The organism is Sphingopyxis sp. (assembly GCF_034380315.1).
Classification (GTDB): domain Bacteria; phylum Pseudomonadota; class Alphaproteobacteria; order Sphingomonadales; family Sphingomonadaceae; genus Sphingopyxis.
Window position 1 is genome coordinate 175,222 of record NZ_JAXMPB010000003.1, and the last position, 18,860, is coordinate 194,081.

16 protein-coding genes are annotated in these 18,860 nt (G+C 66.4%); 8 read left to right on the forward strand and 8 right to left on the reverse strand.

Features of this window, described 5'->3' with window-relative positions:
- The 4 genes from dnaE to U0S50_RS06840 all read right to left on the reverse strand — a co-directional run bounded on the left by dnaE (nucleotide 1) and on the right by U0S50_RS06840 (nucleotide 6,112).
- Nucleotides 1-3,501, reverse strand: coding sequence for a DNA polymerase III subunit alpha (gene dnaE / locus U0S50_RS06825; protein ID WP_322308016.1), 3,501 nt, complete (start codon nucleotides 3,499-3,501; stop codon nucleotides 1-3).
- A 100-nt stretch (nucleotides 3,502-3,601) separates the two neighbouring features.
- Entirely contained in the window at nucleotides 3,602-4,078 is a 477-nt protein-coding gene (locus U0S50_RS06830; RefSeq protein WP_322308017.1) for a glutathione peroxidase, read from the reverse strand.
- A 113-nt stretch (nucleotides 4,079-4,191) separates the two neighbouring features.
- A complete protein-coding gene (locus U0S50_RS06835) occupies nucleotides 4,192-4,869 on the reverse strand; it encodes an ABC transporter ATP-binding protein (protein ID WP_322308018.1) in 678 nt (225 codons plus the stop codon).
- On the reverse strand, nucleotides 4,862-6,112 hold the full coding sequence (locus U0S50_RS06840) for a lipoprotein-releasing ABC transporter permease subunit (RefSeq protein WP_322308019.1): 1,251 nt from the start codon (nucleotides 6,110-6,112) through the stop codon (nucleotides 4,862-4,864). The genes U0S50_RS06835 and U0S50_RS06840 overlap by 8 nt, the downstream gene beginning before the upstream one ends.
- 440 nt (nucleotides 6,113-6,552) lie before the next feature.
- Here U0S50_RS06840 and ruvX point away from each other — a divergent pair, with 440 nt between their 5' ends.
- The 4 genes from ruvX to U0S50_RS06860 are packed head-to-tail and all read left to right on the forward strand — an operon-like array spanning nucleotide 6,553 to nucleotide 9,578.
- On the forward strand, nucleotides 6,553-7,014 hold the full coding sequence (gene ruvX, locus U0S50_RS06845) for a Holliday junction resolvase RuvX (protein WP_322308020.1): 462 nt from the start codon (nucleotides 6,553-6,555) through the stop codon (nucleotides 7,012-7,014).
- A complete protein-coding gene (locus U0S50_RS06850; protein ID WP_322308021.1) occupies nucleotides 7,011-7,361 on the forward strand; it encodes a DUF1294 domain-containing protein in 351 nt (116 codons plus the stop codon). The genes ruvX and U0S50_RS06850 overlap by 4 nt, the downstream gene beginning before the upstream one ends.
- Nucleotides 7,362-7,374: 13 nt before the next feature.
- Nucleotides 7,375-8,370: an aspartate carbamoyltransferase catalytic subunit gene (locus tag U0S50_RS06855; protein WP_322308022.1), complete on the forward strand. Its 996-nt coding sequence runs from the start codon at nucleotides 7,375-7,377 to the stop codon at nucleotides 8,368-8,370.
- Entirely contained in the window at nucleotides 8,367-9,578 is a 1,212-nt protein-coding gene (locus tag U0S50_RS06860) for a dihydroorotase (protein WP_322308023.1), read from the forward strand. The genes U0S50_RS06855 and U0S50_RS06860 overlap by 4 nt, the downstream gene beginning before the upstream one ends.
- Before the next feature lie 3 nt (nucleotides 9,579-9,581).
- Here U0S50_RS06860 and U0S50_RS06865 read toward each other — a convergent pair whose 3' ends face one another.
- From U0S50_RS06865 to U0S50_RS06875, 3 genes are read right to left on the reverse strand one after another with little or no spacing between them, the layout of a single operon-like run.
- A complete protein-coding gene (locus tag U0S50_RS06865; protein ID WP_322308024.1) occupies nucleotides 9,582-10,955 on the reverse strand; it encodes a HAMP domain-containing sensor histidine kinase in 1,374 nt (457 codons plus the stop codon).
- Complete coding sequence (locus U0S50_RS06870) at nucleotides 10,952-11,854, reverse strand: hypothetical protein (RefSeq protein WP_322308025.1); 903 nt, start codon at nucleotides 11,852-11,854, stop codon at nucleotides 10,952-10,954. Before U0S50_RS06870 ends, U0S50_RS06865 begins: the two co-directional genes overlap by 4 nt.
- Nucleotides 11,855-11,912: 58 nt before the next feature.
- Complete coding sequence (locus tag U0S50_RS06875; protein ID WP_322308026.1) at nucleotides 11,913-13,127, reverse strand: hypothetical protein; 1,215 nt, start codon at nucleotides 13,125-13,127, stop codon at nucleotides 11,913-11,915.
- Nucleotides 13,128-13,441: 314 nt separating this feature from the next.
- Here U0S50_RS06875 and gyrA point away from each other — a divergent pair, with 314 nt between their 5' ends.
- Together gyrA and U0S50_RS06885 are read left to right on the forward strand one after the other, a co-directional pair.
- The gene (gene gyrA, locus U0S50_RS06880; protein ID WP_416194972.1) at nucleotides 13,442-16,129 is read left to right on the forward strand and encodes a DNA gyrase subunit A; all 2,688 of its coding nucleotides are present in this window, start codon (nucleotides 13,442-13,444) and stop codon (nucleotides 16,127-16,129) included.
- Entirely contained in the window at nucleotides 16,126-16,434 is a 309-nt protein-coding gene (locus U0S50_RS06885; RefSeq protein WP_322308028.1) for a DUF952 domain-containing protein, read from the forward strand. Before gyrA ends, U0S50_RS06885 begins: the two co-directional genes overlap by 4 nt.
- Nucleotides 16,435-16,446: 12 nt before the next feature.
- Here the strand turns inward: U0S50_RS06885 and U0S50_RS06890 are convergent, their stop codons facing one another.
- Nucleotides 16,447-16,929 (reverse strand): DUF6456 domain-containing protein, encoded by a 483-nt coding sequence (locus U0S50_RS06890; RefSeq protein WP_416194968.1) that lies wholly within the window; start codon nucleotides 16,927-16,929, stop codon nucleotides 16,447-16,449.
- An 88-nt stretch (nucleotides 16,930-17,017) separates the two neighbouring features.
- Between U0S50_RS06890 and U0S50_RS06895 the strand changes: the two genes are divergently transcribed.
- Both U0S50_RS06895 and U0S50_RS06900 read left to right on the forward strand, forming a co-directional pair.
- Nucleotides 17,018-17,578 (forward strand): helix-turn-helix transcriptional regulator, encoded by a 561-nt coding sequence (locus U0S50_RS06895; protein WP_322308029.1) that lies wholly within the window; start codon nucleotides 17,018-17,020, stop codon nucleotides 17,576-17,578.
- A 100-nt stretch (nucleotides 17,579-17,678) separates the two neighbouring features.
- Nucleotides 17,679-18,845 carry a glycosyltransferase gene (locus tag U0S50_RS06900; protein WP_322308030.1) on the forward strand — a complete coding sequence of 389 codons (1,167 nt, stop codon included), beginning with the start codon at nucleotides 17,679-17,681 and terminating at the stop codon, nucleotides 18,843-18,845.
- Nucleotides 18,846-18,860 lie beyond the last annotated feature (15 nt).

Sequence of the window (18,860 nt, forward strand, 5' to 3'; positions counted from 1 at the left end):
CTAGCGTACCCTGAAATCCTTTGGCGCGACAAGCGACAGCCGTGGATCGACGATCCCCGCCACCGTGTCGAGCCGCGCGACGAGATCGGGGTTCAGGACGAAGCGCCGCCCCAGCTCGATTCGAATATCGGCCCCGGTTTCGGGGTCGGGGGTGGTAAGAATGATGCGCCCGCGCGCCTCATCATTCGTCGTCGCAAAGCGCGCGATGTCGTCGATCGCCTCCGCCGCATCAACCCGGCATTCGAGCTGAAGCGCTGCCTTTGCCGCGATATCGACCAGCGCCTGCGCACCGCGCACGGTGACGCGCGGGGTTTCCTCGCCCTCCAGCAGGTCGAGCTCGACCGACAGCATCGCGCAGCCACCGTCGCTCGCCAGCGCCTCCAGCACCTTGCCGGCGCCTTCGTCGAAACAGCTCGACTGGAACTGGCCGCTGCGGTCGGACAGAGTCAGGTTGAGGAAACGGTTGCCGCGTTGCGACACGCGCGGGCGGGCGCTTTCGACCATCGCCGCCATCACCATCGGGATGCGGGTGCCGGGCGTCATGTCGACATTGTCGCAAATATCGCCATAGGTCCGCGCGCCGCGCGCGGCCAGGATCGCTTCATACTGTTCGACCGGGTGCGACGAAAAATAGAATCCAAAGGCTTCCTTTTCGCGCCCCATGCGCTCGGCCAGCGTCCAGGGCGCGGCGGCGGGAAGCTGGAGCACCGGCGCCAGGTCGACGTCGCCGCCGAACAGCCCGCCCTGCCCCGTCGAGCGTTCGTGCGCGCTGCTGCTCGCGCAGGCGAGCAGCGCCTCGGCCCCGGCAAAGACGCGCGGCCGATCGGGCTCGATCGCGTCGAACGCCCCCGCGCCCGCCAGCGCCTCGATCTGGCGGCGGTTGAGCAGTTTCGGATCGATGCGCCCGGCAAAATCGTCGAGGCTCGCAAAATCGCCCCTTGCCTGACGTTCGGCGACCAGCGCCTCCATCGCCTTTTCACCGACGCCCTTGAGCGCGCCGAGCGCATAGCGCACGGCGAGGCCGCCGCCCTGCTCATCCCCGCTGCGGCTGACCGAGAAATCGGCCTCGCTGTCGTTGACCGACGGCGGCGCGACCGCAATGTCCAGCCGCCGCATATCGTCGATGAACACCGACAATTTGTCGGTCTGGTGGCTGTCGAACGACATCGAGGCGGCGAAGAATTCGTGCGGATAATGCGCCTTCAGCCACGCGGTCTGGTACGACAGCAGCGCATAGGCGGCCGCGTGGCTCTTGTTGAAGCCATAGCCCGCAAATTTGTCGATCAAATCGAACAGCTCGTTCGCGGTCTTGGCGTCGATCTGATTATGTTCGGCGCAGCCCGCGACAAAGCTTTCGCGCTGCGCGTCCATTTCAGCCTGGATCTTCTTGCCCATCGCGCGGCGCAAGAGGTCGGCGCCGCCCAGGCTGTAACCGGCCAGGATCTGCGCCGCCTGCATCACCTGTTCCTGATAGACGAAGATGCCATAGGTTTCGGCAAGAATGCCTTCGAGCAGCGGGTGCGGATAGGCGATCGGCTCGCGCCCGTTCTTGCGCGCCCCGAACAGCGGGATATTGTCCATCGGTCCGGGGCGATAGAGCGCGACGAGCGCGACGATGTCGCCGAAATTGGTCGGCTTCACCGCCGACAGGGTGCGCCGCATCCCTTCGGATTCCAGCTGGAACACCCCGACCGTGTCGCCGCGCTGGAGCAGTTCGTAAACCTGCGCATCGTCCCAGCCAAGCGTGTCGAGATCGACGTCGATCCCGCGCAGCGCGAGCAGCCGCCGCGCCTCCTTCAGCACCGACAGCGTCTTGAGGCCGAGGAAGTCGAATTTCACCAGCCCCGCGGTTTCGACATATTTCATGTCGAACTGCGTCACCGGCATGTCCGAGCGCGGATCGCGATAGAGTGGGACGAGCTGGTCGAGCGGACGGTCGCCGATCACCACCCCGGCGGCGTGGGTCGAGCTGTGGCGCGGCAGGCCTTCCAATTGCCGCGCCATGTCGAACAGGCGGCGGACCCCGTCGTCCTGCTTATATTCGGTCATCAGCTCGGCAACGCCGTTCAGCGCGCGTTCGAGCGTCCAGGGGTCGGTCGGATGGTTGGGCACCAGCTTCGCCAGCCGGTCGACCTGGCCATAGCTCATCTGGAGCACGCGCCCCGTATCCTTCAGGACCGCGCGCGCCTTCAGCTTACCAAAGGTGATGATCTGCGCGACGGTATCGCGGCCGTATTTTTCCTGCACATAGCGGATCACCTCGCCGCGGCGGGTTTCGCAAAAGTCGATGTCAAAGTCGGGCATCGACACGCGCTCGGGATTGAGGAAGCGTTCGAACAGCAGGCCAAGCTTCAAGGGGTCAAGGTCGGTGATGGTCAGCGCCCAGGCGACCAGGCTGCCCGCCCCCGAACCGCGCCCCGGCCCGACCGGAATATCATGCGCCTTCGCCCATTTGATGAAGTCGGCAACGATCAGGAAGTAACCGGGAAACCCCATCTGGGTGATGACATCGACCTCGAAATCGAGGCGTTCGACATAGGCTTGACGCTCGTCGTCGGACAGATCGGCATAGGGGGCGAGCCGCGCCGCCAGCCCGGCGTGGGCGTCGGCTTTCAACTGCGCCGCCTCGCCCTCGCGGTCGCCGGCCAGGCTTGGCAGGATCGGCTTGCGCTTCGGCGCCATGAAGGCGCAGCGCTGGGCGATGACCAGCGTGTTGCGGATCGCCTCGGGCAGGTCGGAAAAGGCGTCTTCCATTGCCTCGGCGGGTTTCAGCCACGCCTCCGGGCTGCTGACGCGGCGGTCCTCGCTTTCGACATAGGCCGACTGGGCGATGCACAGCATCGCATCATGCGCGGCATGGAATTGCGGTTCGACGAAATTGGCCGGATTGGTCGCCACCAGCGGCAGCGCGCGGGCATAGGCCATGTCGATCAGCGCGGCTTCGGCCGCCTGCTCGACCGGATCGCCGCGCCGCGACAATTCGACATAGAGCCGCCCGCCGAACAGCGCCTCCAGCTGCTCGACATAATCGTCGGCGGCGCTTTTCTGTTCGTCGGCGAGCAACCGCGCCAGCGCCCCTTCGCCGCCGCCGGTCAGGCAGATCAGGCCATCGGTCTTGCCCGCAAGCGCCGACAGCGCGACATGCGGGTCCTGTTCGACCGGCCGGTCGAGGTGCGCCGCCGATACCAGCGCGCACAGATTGTCATAACCCGCCTCGTCCTGCGCATAGAGGGCGAGCCAGTCGATCAGCGGCGCGCCGTTCGGCAGCCTCTGCCCCGGCCGCGCGACGCTGAGCAGCGCGCCGACCACCGGCTGCACCCCGGCCGCCTTGCACGCATCGCCAAAGGCCATGACGCCATAAAGCCCGTTGCGGTCGGCCACCGCCACTGCGGGAAAGCCGCGCTCGCGCGCCGCTTTCGCAATCGCCTTGGGGTCGATCGCCCCCTCCAGCATGGTGAAACTGGAAAAGACGCGCAGGGGAACAAAGGGGCTGTAGGCCATGGAATGACGCTAACGCCGCGCCCGCGATTCGACCACCGCCTCGTTTCACAAAAACGTCATTGCGAGCGCAACGACCGGGCAGAATGCCAGAGCGGAAGGTTTACCCCAACAGCGCCTCAATCTCCTTGCGCAGATGCTCGGGCTTGGTCGTCGGGGCGTGGCGCGATACCACCTTGCCGTCGCGATCGACCAGAAATTTGGTGAAATTCCATTTGATTCCGCTTCCGATCAGGCCGCTCTTTTCCTTTTTCAGATGCTTGAAGATCGGGTCGGCGTCATCGCCATTGACGTCGATCTTGGCCATCAGCGGAAACGACACATCATAAGTCAGCGAACAGAAATTGGCGATCTCCGCGGCATCGCCCGGCTCCTGCGCGCCGAATTGGTTGCACGGAAAGGCCAGCACCTCGAACCCGCGATCCTTGTAATCGCGGTACAGCGCCTCGAGCTCGGCATATTGCGGGGTGAAACCGCATTTCGAAGCAGTGTTGACGATCAGCAGCACCTTGCCGCGATAATCGGCCATCGATTGCGCCGCGCCGCCGGGAAGCTTCGCCGAAAGATCGTAGAATGCCATGTTCCTGCCCCCTCTCCCATTGCCGTTCGCTTCGCGCGAAATCGAGATGCCCCTCCGCCCTGCATCCAGCTAGGTGCCTCAACCGTGCTCGACACCAACGGAGGGATTTCAGCCTACGCCTCGATATGCCCTTCGTGCAAGCGCAGCACCCGGTCCATCTTGGCGGCCAGCCGCTCGTTATGCGTCGCCACCAGCGCCGCCGAGCCATGGTCGCGCACCAGCTTGACGAACTGGTCGAACACCCGGTCGGCGGTCGCCTCATCGAGATTGCCGGTGGGTTCATCGGCGAGCACCAGCAGCGGCCGGTTCGCCAGCGCGCGCGCCACCGCGACGCGCTGTTGCTCGCCGCCCGACAGCTTGCTCGGCTTGTGATGCAGTCTTTCGCCCAGCCCCAGCCGGCCGAGCAGGTCGGCGCCGCGCGCCTCCGCTTCGGCCTGGTTCGCGCCGCGGATCAGCTGCGGCAGCACGACATTCTCGATCGCGTTGAAATCGGGGAGCAGATGGTGGAACTGATAGACGAAACCGATCTTTTCGCGCCGCGTCCGCGTCCGTTCGCCCTGGCCAAAGCGGGTGACATCCTCGCCGTCGATGCGGATCGTCCCGTCAAAGCCGCCTTCGAGCAGGCCGACCGCCTGCAGCATCGTCGACTTGCCCGACCCCGAGGGCCCGAGCAGCGCGACGATCTCGCCGCGTTTCAGATGCGCGTTGACGCCGCGCAGCACGTCGATGGTAACATCGCCCTGGGTAAAGCTGCGCCTGAGGTCGATCAGTTCGAGCGCGAAATCATTCATAGCGCAGCACCTGCACGGGGTCGGTATTGGCGGCCTTCAACGCCGGATAAAGCGTCGCCAGAAAGCTGAAGACGATCGCCATCACCGCGATCCCGATGATCTCGAACGGATCGGGCTTCGACGGCAATTCGGTGAGGAAGCGGATCGACGGATCCCACAAAGGCTGGCCGGTGATAAATTCGACCGCGCGCAGCACCCCCTGGCGGAAATAGAGCAAGCTGAAACCGGCGATCATGCCGACGGCGGTTCCCGCGATGCCGATCGACAGGCCGATCGCCATGAAGATGCGCAGCACCGCATCGCGCGGCGCCCCCATGGTGCGCAAAATCGCCATGTCGCGGGTCTTGGCGCGGACCAGCATGATCAGCGACGACACGATATTGAACGCCGCGACCAGCACGATCAGCGACAGGATGACGAACATCGCGACGCGCTCGATCGACAGCGCCTCGAACAGGCTGCTGTTCATCGAACGCCAGTCGGAAACCACCGCCTGCGCCGCGACCTTTTCTTGCAGCGGCGCCAATATCTCACCAACCTTGTCGGGGTCGGTCGTCTTGACCTCGATCATCCCGACCTGATCGCCGGTGAGCAGGAGAAGCTGCGCATCCTCCATCGGCATCACCACATAGGCCTTGTCGAAATCATAGACGCCAATCTCGAAAATCGCCGCGACGCGATAGCTGATCTCGCGCGGCACGGTGCCGAAGGGGGTCGATCGGCCGGCGGGATTGATGATCGTGATGTTCGATCCCACCGTCGCGCCCAGATTCTTGGCGAGTTCGGTGCCGATCGCGACGTTGCCCGATCCCGGCGTCAGCGCGGCCAGGCTGCCCTGCTGCACCTTGCCGTTCAGCACATCGTTGCGGCGGATGTCCTGGACCAGCATACCGCGCACCAATATCCCCTCGACCCGCCCGTTGAAGGTGGTGAGCAGCGGCTGTTCGATCAGCGGCGTTGCCGAGGTAACGCCCGGGGTTGCCTTTGCCTGTTTCAGCACGTCGCGCCAGTCGTCGAGGCGGCCGCCGAAACCCTGCACCACCGCATGGCCGTTCAGCCCAACGATCTTGTCAAACAGGTCGGAGCGCACCCCGTTCATCACGCTCATCACGATCACCAGCGCCGCAACGCCGAGCATTACCGCGGTAAAGCTGAACGCCGCAGCGACGAAGATGAAACCTTCGCCGCGTTGCGGGAGCAGATAGCGTTTGAAGATGGTGCGCTCATAGGGACGCAATATCATGGGGCGTAGGGCCTTTGCAGCGCGGGGCGCAGGATGGTCATGCCCCGCTTTACGGAGCCGCCGCCGCACTGGCAATGGCCCGCAAGCCGCGACGCCGATGCGAATGAATCGCAAAACCTGTTGCCGAATGGCCACAGCCCTCCACAAAAGGACGCCGCATGTCCCGCAAAAGGGTGACAAAAGCCACCCCACACCCTAGCCCCATGACTTCTGGTTCAACGCGGCCCAAAGGCCCGGCTCCAGGGAGTGCAGATCCTTCGCCGGTCTGCGCAAAAGGGGGATGGCGAGTGTTCGTCACAGGCGCCCGGGTCTCTTCACGAGGCCCGGGCGTTGTGATTCCGGGACGACTTTGGCGGCCCACCGCCTCAGATGGCGATGCGCATTCACCCCAGCGCGCGACAGGACTTCGCTTTGCGTGCCATGCCCCTTATGGGGGAGCGATGATCACCACCGCCACCACCGATTTCGCCGCCGCACTTCCCGATGGTGGCCGCCTTGCCGGGCTCGATGTCGGGACCAAGACGATCGGCGTCGCGCTGTGCGACGCGGGCTGGAGCTTTGCGAGCCCCGACAAGACGATCATCCGCAAGAAATTCGCCGCCGATCTCGATGCGCTGCGCCAGCTGGTCGCCGCCCAATCGGTTGCCGGGCTGGTCGTCGGCCTGCCGCTCAACATGGACGGCAGCGACAGCCCGCGCACCCAGAGCGTCCGCGCCTTTGCCCGCAATCTCGCGCCGCTGGGCTTGCCTCTGCTGCTGTGGGACGAACGCTGGTCGACCGCCGCGGTCGAGCGCGCGATGATCGCCGCCGACGTCAGCCGCGCCAAGCGCGCCGAGCGGATCGACAGCGCCGCCGCCGCTTTCATCCTGCAGGGCGCGATTGATGCGTTGGTGTGCGCATGACCGAATATATCATCTATGGACTGATCGCCGCCAACGGGATCGCCTTCATCCTCATGGTGTTCGACAAACGCTATGCCGAAAATGGCAGCCGCCGGGTCCCTGAAAGCACCCTGCTGTTCTGGGCCTTTGCCGGCGGGGCGTTCGGGACGGTCGCCGCGTCGCGCCTCGTCCGCCACAAAACGCGCAAGCGGCCCTTTGCCACCTGGATGATGATCTGGTTCTGGCTGCAACTGATTCTGCTGCTGCTCTGGGCCCTGGGAATATTGGAGCCGCTGCTGCTCTGGGCTTTCGGAATATTGAAAGCGCTCGTCACCGCGGGACTTGCGGAAATCACCGGCGCGGCATAGAGGCTCGGCTTTAATGACAAGCGCAACTATCCGACCCGTCAGCGACTATCCGCCCGGCGGCGATGCTTTTCGCCATCGCCATCTGATCGGCATCGCCCAGCTCACCCCGTGGGAGATTTCCTACGTCCTCGACGCCGCCGAGCAATGGGTCGAAATGAACCGCGCCGGCGCCGCCAAGCATGATGATGCGCTCGCCGGGCTCACCATCATCAACGCCTTTTTCGAAAATTCGACCCGCACCCTGTTGTCGTTCGAAATCGCCGGCAAGCGGCTCGGCGCCGACGTCGTCAACATGCACGCCGCGCAGTCGAGCGTGAAAAAGGGCGAAACGCTGATCGACACCGCGATGACCTTGAACGCGATGCGCGCCGACGCGATGGTGATCCGCCACCAAAGCTCGGGCGCGGTGCAGCTGATCGCCGACAAGGTCGATTGCCCGGTGCTCAACGCCGGCGACGGCCGCCACGAACATCCGACCCAGGCGCTGCTCGACGCGCTGACGATCCGCCGCCGCAAGGGGCGAGTCGAGGGGCTGACGATCGCCATCTGCGGCGACGTGCTGCACAGCCGCGTCGCGCGCTCGAACATCCTGGCGCTCACCCTGCTCGGCAACGAGGTGCGGATCGTCGCGCCGCCGACGTTGGTGCCGCCCGCGATCGACCGCATGCACGTGCGCGTCTTTACCGACATGGACGAAGGGATCCGCGGCGCCGACGTCGTGATGATGCTGCGCCTTCAGAATGAACGGATGGACGGCGCCTACCTGCCTTCCGCGCGCGAATATCATGCGCTTTACGGCCTGACGCCGCAGCGGCTGGACAAGGCAAAGCCGGACGCGATCGTCATGCACCCCGGGCCGATGAACCGCGGGGTCGAAATCGACAGCAGCGTCGCCGACGATCCGGCGCGCTCGACGATCACCGAACAGGTCGAAATGGGGGTCGCGGTGCGCATGGCCTGCCTCGACATATTGACCCGCCGGACGCGAAAGGTGCCGGGATGGGCATGACGATGTTTCTGATCGACAACGCCCGCCTGCTCGGCGGCGAGCGCGGCCGTCTGCTGATCCAGGACGGCGTTATCGCGGCGCTCGACCCCGCCGATGTCCCCGCCGCGGCCGAACGCATCGACGCGCGCGGCCAGTGGCTGGCGCCGGGCATCATCGACCTTGGCGTCTTTGCAACCGACAAGCCGGCCTTTCATTTCGGCGGCATCAGCCGCGCCGCGCTGATGCCCGACGGCGGCCACCCGCTCGATCATCCCGGCATGGTCGAACGCGCAGCAAAGGGCGGCAAGCCCGACCTGTGGGTCCACCCGATCGCCGCCGCGACCAAGGGGCTGGCGGGCAAGGAGCTCGCCGAAATCGCGCTGATGAAGGGGGCGGGCGCGCGCGCCGTCGCCACTGGCCGGGCGCGGATCGCCGATGCTGGCACAATGCGCCGCGTCCTGTCCTATGCCGCCGCGCTCGACCTCGTCGTGATCGCCCATGCCGAGGATGAAGGGCTGACCGCGGGCGCGGTCGCCACCGACGGCGAAATGGCGACGCGGCTCGGCCTCGCCTCCGCCCCCGCAATCGCCGAGGCGATGGCGATCGCCCGCGACCTCATGTTGGTCGAGGAAACCGGCGCGCCGATCCATTTCCGGCAGGTCACCACCGCGCGCGGGCTGGAGCTGGTCCGCGATGCGAAGGCAAAGGGGCTGCCCGTCACCTGCGGCATCACCCCCGCGCATCTGTTTCTGTCGGACACCGCGATCGGCGATTTTCGCACCTTTGCCCGGCTGTCGCCGCCGCTGCGTTCAGAGGATGACCGCCACGCCTGCCTCGCGGCGATCAAGGACGGCACCATCGACGTCCTCGCCTCGGGCCACGACCCGCGCGGCCCCGAGGACAAGCGCCTGCCCTTTGCCGAAGCGCAGCCGGGCATGGCGGGGGCCGAAACACTGCTCGCGATGGGGCTCCAGCTCGTCCGCGACGGCCATATCACCCCGGCGCGGCTGTTCGACCTGCTCGCCGCCAATCCGGCGCGGCTGCTCGGCCTCGATGCCGGCCGCCTCGAAGCGGGGCTCGACGCCGACCTTATCCTGATCGACGAAGGCACGCCGTGGCAGGTCGATGCCAAGAAAATGGCCGCATGGGCGGGCAACACCCCCTTTGACGGTATGCCGGTGCAGGGCCGCGCCACCGCGCTGTGGAAGGGCGGCCAGCGGATTCGCTAAGCGTCAGGCGACATCGCGCGCGGGCAGGCTCAGCGTGAAGCGCGCGCCCTGCCCCGGCGCGCTGTCGACCGTCAGGTCGCCGCCCATCGCCCGCGCGAGGCGGCGCGCGATATAAAGGCCGAGACCCGATCCGCCGCTGTCGGTGCGCCCCAGCCGTTCGAATTTTTCGAACACGACGTCCTGCTGGTCCGAGGCGATCCCCTGCCCCTGGTCGGCGACGGTGACCATCGCGCGGTCGCCCTCGCGGTCGACGCGAATCCATATCTGCGAATGGTCTGGCGAATAGCGGATGGCATTGCCCAGCAGGTTGAGCAGCACTTGCAGCACCCGGCGGAATTCGCCGGTCGCGGGCATCTTGTCGTCCAGCTTGGGCACGTCGATGCGGATGCCCTTTTCCTCGGCCTTCATGCCGAGCAGGCCGACCGCCCGGCGCGCCAGGTCGCCAAGGTCGATTTCATCCGCCGCCGCCTTGAACCCCGGCCGTTCGATATTCTGCAAATCGGCCAGATCGTCGACCAGCCCCAGCAGATGGCGCCCGGCGTGCGCGATATCGCCAGCATAGCGTGCGTAATCGGCGCGGATCGGTCCGTCGAACTGCCCCGAAATCGTCTCGGCGGTCGCGATGATGCGGCTCAGCGGCCCGCGCAGCGCGCCGTCGATTCGCCGCCCGAATTGCGGATCGGATAGCGGCAGCGAACCAAAGGCCGGGTCGGTCAGATTGGGCGCGGCAGTGGCGGCAGGCGCGTCCTCGGCCGGAACCGCGATCCCGCGAAACCCCGAAAAGCGGCCGGTCGCGTCGAACTGCGGATCGCCCGACAATATCATCTGCGCCCGGTCGGCCGCGCCAGCGCGCACTTTCTGATTTTCGAACCGCGTCTGGCGGGCCAGCGCGTTCAGCACCGCGAACCGGCCGTCACCGTCGGGTTGCAATTCGAACAATTCGGACAACGAACGTCCGGCCCAGCCATCGGGAATGGGCGGAGCAGCGCGCCCGGCACGCAGCGCGATCATGCGCAATTGCTGGTCGCATTCCCACGTCCAGTCCTGCGGCGTCGGTGCTCGCTCGGGAACCGCCGCACTTGAAGGCTGGACGACCGGCCGTGCACGCCAATCGCTGATTTCGAGGTCCGCCCCCTCGGCATCGGGCATGATGCGCACGAGCGCCTGAATGTCGCTGTGGTCGTCCGCGGTATAGAGCGGCCGCGAAATGTCGCGCTGCAAGCGCATCGCCAGCATCGAAAGCCGGGCCAGATGCGGCAGCGCCAGCGGCTTGCCAGTGCCGGCGCCGGCGCGCTGTTGCAGACGCAGCAACGGCGGATCGGCGCTGATCAGCACCCCCGCCCGGTCGATGCGTCCGCGGATGATGCGCTCGCTCATCCTCCGCTCTCCTCCGACACCGCGCGTGCAGGCAACAGGGCAAGCGACGCCTCGACCGGCGCGATCGCCGCGCTGTCGAGACGCAGCGGAGCGAGCAGCGACGGCAACGCCGCCGCCTCTGCCGTCAGCAACGACAGCGCCATTTCCTGATAGCATCGATTCGAGGCGGCAGCCGCCAGGCCGATCAGCGTCGGCCAGTTATGGCGCGCCGCGGCGGTCGCGGCAGCCTCGTTCAACCGCCCTTCGGCGACCAGCAGATCATGATAGGCGCGCGCGGCATCGTCGATGCCCTTCTCCCTCGCCTGGGCGCTCATGGCGCTGCGAACGGCATCGCCCAATCCGGCCGCCAGCGCCTTGCTGCCGCTCAACTGCTCCAGCCGCCACGCGGCAACATCGTGCAGAAGCGCGCGGAACAGTCCGGCATCAAGGTCGGCGGGTGCGAGCGCCGGATGCCCCTGCGCGTCGAATCGGCGCCGGTCGGCGATTTGCAGGACAAGATGGGCGTCGTCGAGAATGGAGATGGCCGCGTCCGGCGCCTTGTCGGGCGCCACGGCGTCGGCCTCTTCGGCGTCCGCTGGCGCCGGATCGCCCCGCTGCGCCGACAGGTCGCGCCAGCGTTGTTCCTCCACACGCGCAAAGCAATGTGCGGAAAGCTGGTCCGCGCCCGGCAATCCCCGGCGCATCCAGTCGCTCCAGAGCATGGTCGCGTCGATCGCCGGATCGAGCCGCCCGGCGACTTCGACCACCAACCGCCGGGCGACGCCCAGCGACAACGCGCGCTGTTCCTCGGTCAACCGCCCGGACGCAGGCGCGGCAAAAAAGCCCGCCAGCTCGCGCAGGCGCGCCGTCAGCGTCGGCGACGGCAGGTCAATGCCGGACGGGGCGAGCGATTCATTCATGCGCCTGTGCCAATAGCAGCACTGCGTTAATGCCCGCTAAACCTTGAAGCGCTTTGTTTTACTTCGGCTCGGGGCGGCGCGCGAGACGCAGCCACAGCAGAATCTGCAACATGGCCAGCAAGGGCAGAATCGCGAACATCAGCGGCGCAAAGCCGAACAACAGCGCCGGGGCGAGCATGATCCACGCCTGATCGGCGTCGGGCAACAGCCAGTGGAAACGGCGCTTTTCTCCCGCATCTTCGTACAAGCTGCGCGCCAGAAGAATCGCCGCCGCGAGACAGGGCGCCAATGCGGCTTCGGAAAAGGGCGGCATCCGGTGCTCCGGTCCCGCCAGCGACAACAGCCATGGGAACAGCGCCAGCAACAGCCAGGCGAAAACACGGATCAGGTCGCGCGCACGATCCTGCGCCGCGCTTTCGGCACGAAAGGACGATAAATAGCGCATGGCGGCAAGGCAAAGCCCGGCCAGCACCGCGACGAGCGCCCCCGCCGCCGCCAGTCCACTTGCCGCCAACAGGGCGACGACAATCCACAGCAGGGCGGTCACATAGGGAAGATATCGGGCGGTCGCCGGCGATTTGACCAGCCATGGTCCGGCCAGCCGCACCAGCGGCATCATGATCGCCGATCGGCCTAGCCCCATGCCGCCATATTCGACCTGCTGCAAACTCGACTGTTCGATCAGCGCAGCGGTCGGGCGGTCGGTAACGATCGCGATCTCCCCCTGTTCGAACAGCGCCGGTTCGCAATAAAGCCGCCGCGCGCCGCCCTGGACCGCCAGCCGCAACAGCGTCAGCATCATGTCCCATTCACCGGGCATCGCAGCCAACTCGCCGACCATCGCGCTCGTCACGCTCGCCAACCCACCCCAGCGCCGCGTCGCGTCGATCCGCTCGAACATCTGGGTCAGCGGCGTGTCGCCGGTCACAAGAATGGCGGGCGATCCCGGCTTGGCGATGGCCGCATAGTGCATCCCGCCTGCGCGCAGCCCGTCGGCGACCAGAATGATGCGATCATCCTCGGCGACCAGCGCGCGCAGGTCGGCGGCGCTGCGCACCGGCGTCACCTTGATCCCGCGGCGGCCAATGCGGTCGCACGTCGCCAGCAGCTCGGCCGGCACCGCGCCGACCGCAACCGCGATTTGGGTCACACCCGCGTCGACCAGACGTACCGCCTGCCGCTCGATCAGCGTCTCGCCCGCCACGGTGACGAGCGCCCGCAGCCCGCCATCGGGCAATATTTCGCTGGCGCCGACCAGCGCGATCAGGGCCACCGGCACCCCCCAGGCAGGCTTTTTCTCATCGCCGGCGACCTTTAGGGACGATGACCGGATTGGCAAGGTGCGATCTTGCACCATGGCGTCATGACCCGCCCGATGATTAGCCCTTGTTTCGCGGCGATTTGGTCCCTGTCATCGGCCTTAAAAAATCCGCCGAAAATTGACCGAATCGCTGGTGTTTGCCCCAGCCATGGGCTAGGTCCGAAACATCTCCTGAAAGAGCGAATGAAGGCCGGGTCTTGACCGAAGAAAATACGCATTTGCCTCCGTCTGACGATGGCGTGTCGCCGATCAACATCGTCGACGAAATGAAGACATCCTATCTCGATTACGCGATGAGCGTGATCGTCAGCCGCGCGCTGCCCGATGTGCGCGACGGTCTGAAACCGGTGCACCGCCGCATCCTTTATGCGGCGCAGGAAGGCGGCTTCGTCCCCGGCCGGCCGTACAAGAAATCGGCGAAGATCGTCGGCGACGTGATGGGTAACTATCACCCGCACGGCGACAGCGCGATCTATGACGCGCTCGCCCGCATGACCCAGGACTGGTCGCTGCGCGTGCCGCTGATCGACGGTCAGGGCAATTTCGGATCGATGGATCCCGATCCGCCGGCGTCGATGCGTTACACCGAGGCGCGCCTTGCCAAGACCGCGATGGTGCTGCTGGGCGATCTCGACAAGGACACCGTCGACTTCCAGCCCAACTATGACGCCAGCCGCGAGGAACCGACGGTTCTGCCCGCGCGCTTCCCCAATCTGCTCGTCAACGGCGCGGGCGGCATCGCGGTCGGCATGGCCACCAACATCCCGCCGCACAATCTGGGCGAAGTGATCGACGCGACGCTCGCGACGATCGACAATCCGGCGATCACGCTCGACGAATTGATGCAGATCGTCCCCGGCCCCGATTTCCCGACCGGTGCGATGATGCTCGGTCAGGGTGGCGCGCGGAACGCATACGCCACCGGACGCGGTTCGATCATGATGCGCTCGACGTACATCATCGAAGAAGGCCGGAACGATCGCCAGTCGATTGTATTGACGTCGATTCCCTTCCAGGTCGGCAAGTCGGGCCTGGTCGAGAAAATCGCCGAAGCGGCGCGCGACAAGCGTATCGAGGGCGTCGCCGATATCCGCGACGAATCGAACCGCGAAGGCGTCCGCGTCGTCATCGAACTCAAGCGCGACGCGACCGCAGAGGTCGTGCTGAACCAGCTCTGGCGCCACACGCCGGCGCAGTCGAGCTTCCCCGCGAACATGCTCGCGATCCGCGGCGGCCGCCCCGAAATGCTGGGGCTGAAGGATATTCTCACCGCCTTCATCGCCTTCCGCGAAGACGTCATCACGCGCCGCTGTAAATTCGAGCTCGCGAAAGCGCGCGACCGCGCGCACATCTTGCTCGGCCTCGTCGTCGCGGTCAGCAACCTCGACGAAGTCGTGCGCATCATCCGCGGATCGCCCTCTCCCGCCGCCGCCCGCGAAGCGCTGCTCGCGCGCGAATGGCCGATCGGCGAGATCGCGCCCTATATCCGCCTCGTCGAAGCGATCGAGGGCGAGATGGAGGAAGCCGCCACCTATCGCCTGTCGGAAGTGCAGGTAAAGGCGATCCTCGACCTCCGCCTCCATCGCCTCACCGCGCTCGGCCGTGACGAAATCGGCAAGGAACTCGGCGAATTGGCGACCGAGATTGAGGAACTGCTTTCGATCCTCGCCGACCGCGTCAAACTTTATGCTGTGATGCGCGAAGAACTGGTCGCGGTGCGCGACGAATTCGCGACGCCGCGCAAGACGCTCGTCGCCCCCGCCGCCGACGGCATCGACGACGAGGATTTGATCGAGCGTGAGGAGATGGTCGTTACCGTCACCCTCGACGGCTATATCAAGCGCACCCCGCTCGAAACCTTCCGCGCCCAGCGCCGCGGCGGCAAGGGCCGCGCCGGCATGGCGACCAAAGACGAGGATGTCGTCACCAACCTGTTCGTCACCTCGACCCACACGCCGGTGCTGTTCTTCTCGACCGCGGGCAAGGTGTACCGAATGAAGGTGTGGCGCCTGCCCGAAGGCGGCCCGGCGACGCGCGGGCGGCCGATGATCAACCTGCTGCCGCTGGCGCAGGGCGAAACCATCTCGACCGTGTTGCCGCTGCCCGAGGATGAGGATGAATGGGGCAAGCTGCACGTCATGTTCGCCACCGCCAAGGGCAGCGTGCGCCGCAACAGCATGGACGCCTTCACCAACGTTCCCTCGAACGGCAAGATCGCCATGAAGTTCGAGGGCGACGATGAAGACGACCGGCTGATCGGCGTCGCGCTGCTCGACGAAAGCGACGATGTGCTGCTCGCGACGCACCAGGGCAAGGCGATCCGTTTCGCGGGCGAGGATGTCCGCGAATTCCAGAGCCGCAATTCGACCGGGGTGCGCGGGATGAAGCTCGCGCCGGGCGATGCGGTGATCTCGCTCTCGATCCTGCACAAGGTCGGCACGACCAGCGAGGAGCGCGAAGCCTATCTGCGCGCCGCGCCGTGGAAGGACAATGAGAATGAACCCACGCTCGACGGCGAGCGGATGGCCGAACTGGCGGCGCGCGAGGAATTCATCCTGACCGTCTGTGCCAACGGCTATGGCAAGCTGTCGTCGGCCTATGAATATCGCCGCACCGGTCGCGGCGGCCAGGGGATCACCAATATCGACAATATCGGCCGCAACGGGCCGGTGGTCGCCAGCTTCCCCGCCACCCAGGCACATCAGTTGATGCTCGTCACCGATCAGGCAAAGCTGATCCGCATGGGCCTCGACAGCCTGCGCGTCATCGGCCGCGGCAGCGCGGGCGTGCGATTGTTCGATGTCGCCAAGGACGAGCATGTCGTTTCGGCGGCACTGATCGAGGAAAGCGACGAAGAAACCGAAGGCGTCGAAGGCAGCGAAGGCAGCGAGGAATCCGCCGCCGAGGCGGGCGCCCCCGCGGCCCCGGCCGGAGACGGCGCCGCCAGCGAATGAACGCCGTCACCGCCTTCAAGATTCTGACCGCGCCGCAATGGGCGGACTTTGAACGCGAAGGCCGGTTCGGCGGCGCGCCGGTGGATATCGCCGATGGCTATATCCACCTGTCGACCGCTGAACAGCTGAGCGGCACATTGGCAAAGCATTTCGCGGGCCAGACCGGGCTGATCGTCGCCGAAATCGACCTTGCCCGGCTGGGCGATACCGTTCGCTGGGAAGCGGCGCGCGGCGGCGCGCTCTTTCCGCACATCTACGGCGATTTGCCGATGGATGCGGTGTTGGCGGCTCGGCCGCAGGGGTAAGGGCGCACCGGCTCATCCCGTTCCGTAAAAGCGCGCAAGCCTGTCGAGCGCGAACCCCAGTACCAGCTTTCCCGACCGCGCGGGCCAGCCCAACGCTTTTTCCGCACCGCCCACGCCCTCTCCCGCACAGATCACCCGCCAGCATATGTCGGCAAGACCCGGCCCCGCGGCATCGAGCGCGGCGTGGAAGCGCCGATGCGCGTCGATGCGCGCCAGCGATGCGTCGCTGGCCCGAACGCCGCCCTGTCGCCGCGACGGGGGCGCCGCATCCCAGCGCATCGTCACCCGCGCCTCCAGCCCCGCACGATGATAGTCGGCGCGAAGCCTCTCCCCCGCACAAAGCTGCGCCGCGCTCAACAACCCCCGCGCGGCAAGCCAGGCCAACGGACTTTCGGCAAGGTTGACCGTCACATGCCGCATCACTTGTGGCCCCGCCTTTTCCGGGTCGAGCGTGTCATCGGGGTGGGGACGAGTCGCGAGGCGGCGTGCATTCATATCCTGCTCCTTCCGGGATCGAAGCGGACTTGACATTGGAATATTTTGTAGGAAAGAAAAAACCAAATCGGTTATTGAAGGATGGGCGATGATCAACAGCATCCGCAGCGTGCGCCGCGCCAGGGGTTTGACGTTGGACGAGGTGGCACAGCGCTGCGTTCCCCCGACCACCGCGCAAACGATCGGCCGCCTCGAAACAGGAACCCGCACCCTGTCGCTTGGCTGGATGAACCGCATCGCAGCGGCGCTCGATGTCGATGCCGCCGAACTCGTCCGCCTGCCCCAGGACACACAGCTCAATATCACCGCCCTGCTCGGCGCCGATGGCGCAGCGGCGCCCACCCGGGTGGAACAGGCGCTGACCGCGCGCCCGAGCGAGGATATGGTCGCGGTTCGCGTTACCTCTTCGATCGGCGACTATCGGGCAGGCGACGAAATCTGGTGCCGCCGTATCGCGGGCGACTGGTCGGCGGCCCTCAACCGCGACCTGCTCGTGCCGCGCCCCGCCGGCCGCTTTTTCTTTGCGCGCCTGCTCAATATCGATGGCGAAAAGCTGCACCTCCTGCCCCTCGGCGCCGGACAGCGGCAACAGGTGGTCAGCAATCCGCCATGGGCGGCGGTCGCTGTGCGACTGATCCGGACGCTCTGATTCTCCCTTCCCTGGCGCCGCATATCTGCGCGCCCTTTTTCGGCTGCAAAGGAACGACCGTGATTCGACACGCGCGCCGCGACCGGATGAAGGCTTCGACATGACCTCCTTGCGCGTCCTTTCGATCGCCACACTGTTTCCCGATGCGGCGCGGCCGAACTTCGGCCTGTTCGTCGAAAAAAGCCTGCGCGCACTCGCCGCGCAGCCCGGCATCGAACTCACCGTCGTCGCGCCGCTGGGTCTGCCGCCCTTCCCGCTGTCGCTGCACCCGCGTTACCGGGCGCTGCGCGACCTGCCCCACCACGAGCCCTGGAACGGCCTGTCGGTCCATCGTCCGCGCTTCACGCTGCTCCCCCGGTTCGGAACACGGCGCAATCCGGCACAGGTCGCGGCCGCGGTGCTCGCCGCGGTCGATGGACAGGCGTTCGACGTCATCGACGCGCAATTCTTCTATCCCGATGGCCCTGCGGCGATGCGCGTGGCTGCGGCATATGGCCTTCCCTATTCGATCAAGGCGCGCGGGGCAGACATCAGCCATTTCGGCCATGACCCGGCGAGCGCCCCCCAGCTTCTGGCGGCGGCGGGATCGGCGGCCGGATTGCTCGCTGTTTCGGACGCGATGCGCCGCGACATGGCGGCGATCGGTATCGATGCGCAAAAGGTCACGGTCCATTATACAGGCATCGACCGCGCGCGCTTTTCGCCGGGCGACCGGGCGGACGCCCGCCGGGCGATCGGCATGGGCGACGCCCCGGCAATACTGACCGTCGGCGCCCTCATCCCGCGCAAGGGGCAGGCGCTGGTCATCGAGGCGCTGCCCATGCTGCCCGACGTTCATTACTGGCTCGCCGGTGCGGGCGAAGAGGAAGGCCGCTATCGCGCGCTGGCGTCACGGCTCGGGGTTGCGGACCGGGTGCATCTGATGGGGCCGGTCGCCAACGCCGACCTTCCCTTGCTGTATCGTGCGGCCAACGCCGTCGTCATGCCGTCGGTCAGCGAGGGCCTGGCGAATGCATGGGTCGAGGCACTCGCCTGCGGAACCCCCATCGTGATCAGCGATGCCGGCGGCGCCGCCGAACTCCTCACCACGCCCACGGCGGGCCGCATCGCCGCGCGGACCCCCGATGCCATTGCCGCCGCAGTCAGCGCCATTCTTGACGCCCCGCCGGCTGCCGAAGCGGTGGCCGCCAGCCTCGGCGATCGTTTCGACTGGGATCGCAACGGCCGCGAACTCGCCGCGCATCTTGCCCGCTGCGCCGGGCGCTGACCCGCCAAAAATGAA

Excerpts from the sequence above, each read along its gene's own strand:
- dnaE (WP_322308016.1), bottom strand. The coding sequence starts at position 3,501 with ATGGCCTACAGCCCCTTTGTTCCCCTGCGCGTCTTTTCCAGTTTCACC.
- U0S50_RS06830 (WP_322308017.1), bottom strand. The coding sequence starts at position 4,078 with ATGGCATTCTACGATCTTTCGGCGAAGCTTCCCGGCGGCGCGGCGCAA.
- U0S50_RS06835 (WP_322308018.1), bottom strand. The coding sequence starts at position 4,869 with ATGAATGATTTCGCGCTCGAACTGATCGACCTCAGGCGCAGCTTTACC.
- U0S50_RS06840 (WP_322308019.1), bottom strand. The coding sequence starts at position 6,112 with ATGATATTGCGTCCCTATGAGCGCACCATCTTCAAACGCTATCTGCTC.
- ruvX (WP_322308020.1), top strand. The coding sequence starts at position 6,553 with ATGATCACCACCGCCACCACCGATTTCGCCGCCGCACTTCCCGATGGT.
- U0S50_RS06850 (WP_322308021.1), top strand. The coding sequence starts at position 7,011 with ATGACCGAATATATCATCTATGGACTGATCGCCGCCAACGGGATCGCC.
- U0S50_RS06855 (WP_322308022.1), top strand. The coding sequence starts at position 7,375 with ATGACAAGCGCAACTATCCGACCCGTCAGCGACTATCCGCCCGGCGGC.
- U0S50_RS06860 (WP_322308023.1), top strand. The coding sequence starts at position 8,367 with ATGACGATGTTTCTGATCGACAACGCCCGCCTGCTCGGCGGCGAGCGC.
- U0S50_RS06865 (WP_322308024.1), bottom strand. The coding sequence starts at position 10,955 with ATGAGCGAGCGCATCATCCGCGGACGCATCGACCGGGCGGGGGTGCTG.
- U0S50_RS06870 (WP_322308025.1), bottom strand. The coding sequence starts at position 11,854 with ATGAATGAATCGCTCGCCCCGTCCGGCATTGACCTGCCGTCGCCGACG.
- gyrA (WP_416194972.1), top strand. The coding sequence starts at position 13,442 with ATGAAGACATCCTATCTCGATTACGCGATGAGCGTGATCGTCAGCCGC.
- U0S50_RS06885 (WP_322308028.1), top strand. The coding sequence starts at position 16,126 with ATGAACGCCGTCACCGCCTTCAAGATTCTGACCGCGCCGCAATGGGCG.
- U0S50_RS06890 (WP_416194968.1), bottom strand. The coding sequence starts at position 16,929 with ATGAATGCACGCCGCCTCGCGACTCGTCCCCACCCCGATGACACGCTC.
- U0S50_RS06895 (WP_322308029.1), top strand. The coding sequence starts at position 17,018 with ATGATCAACAGCATCCGCAGCGTGCGCCGCGCCAGGGGTTTGACGTTG.
- U0S50_RS06900 (WP_322308030.1), top strand. The coding sequence starts at position 17,679 with ATGACCTCCTTGCGCGTCCTTTCGATCGCCACACTGTTTCCCGATGCG.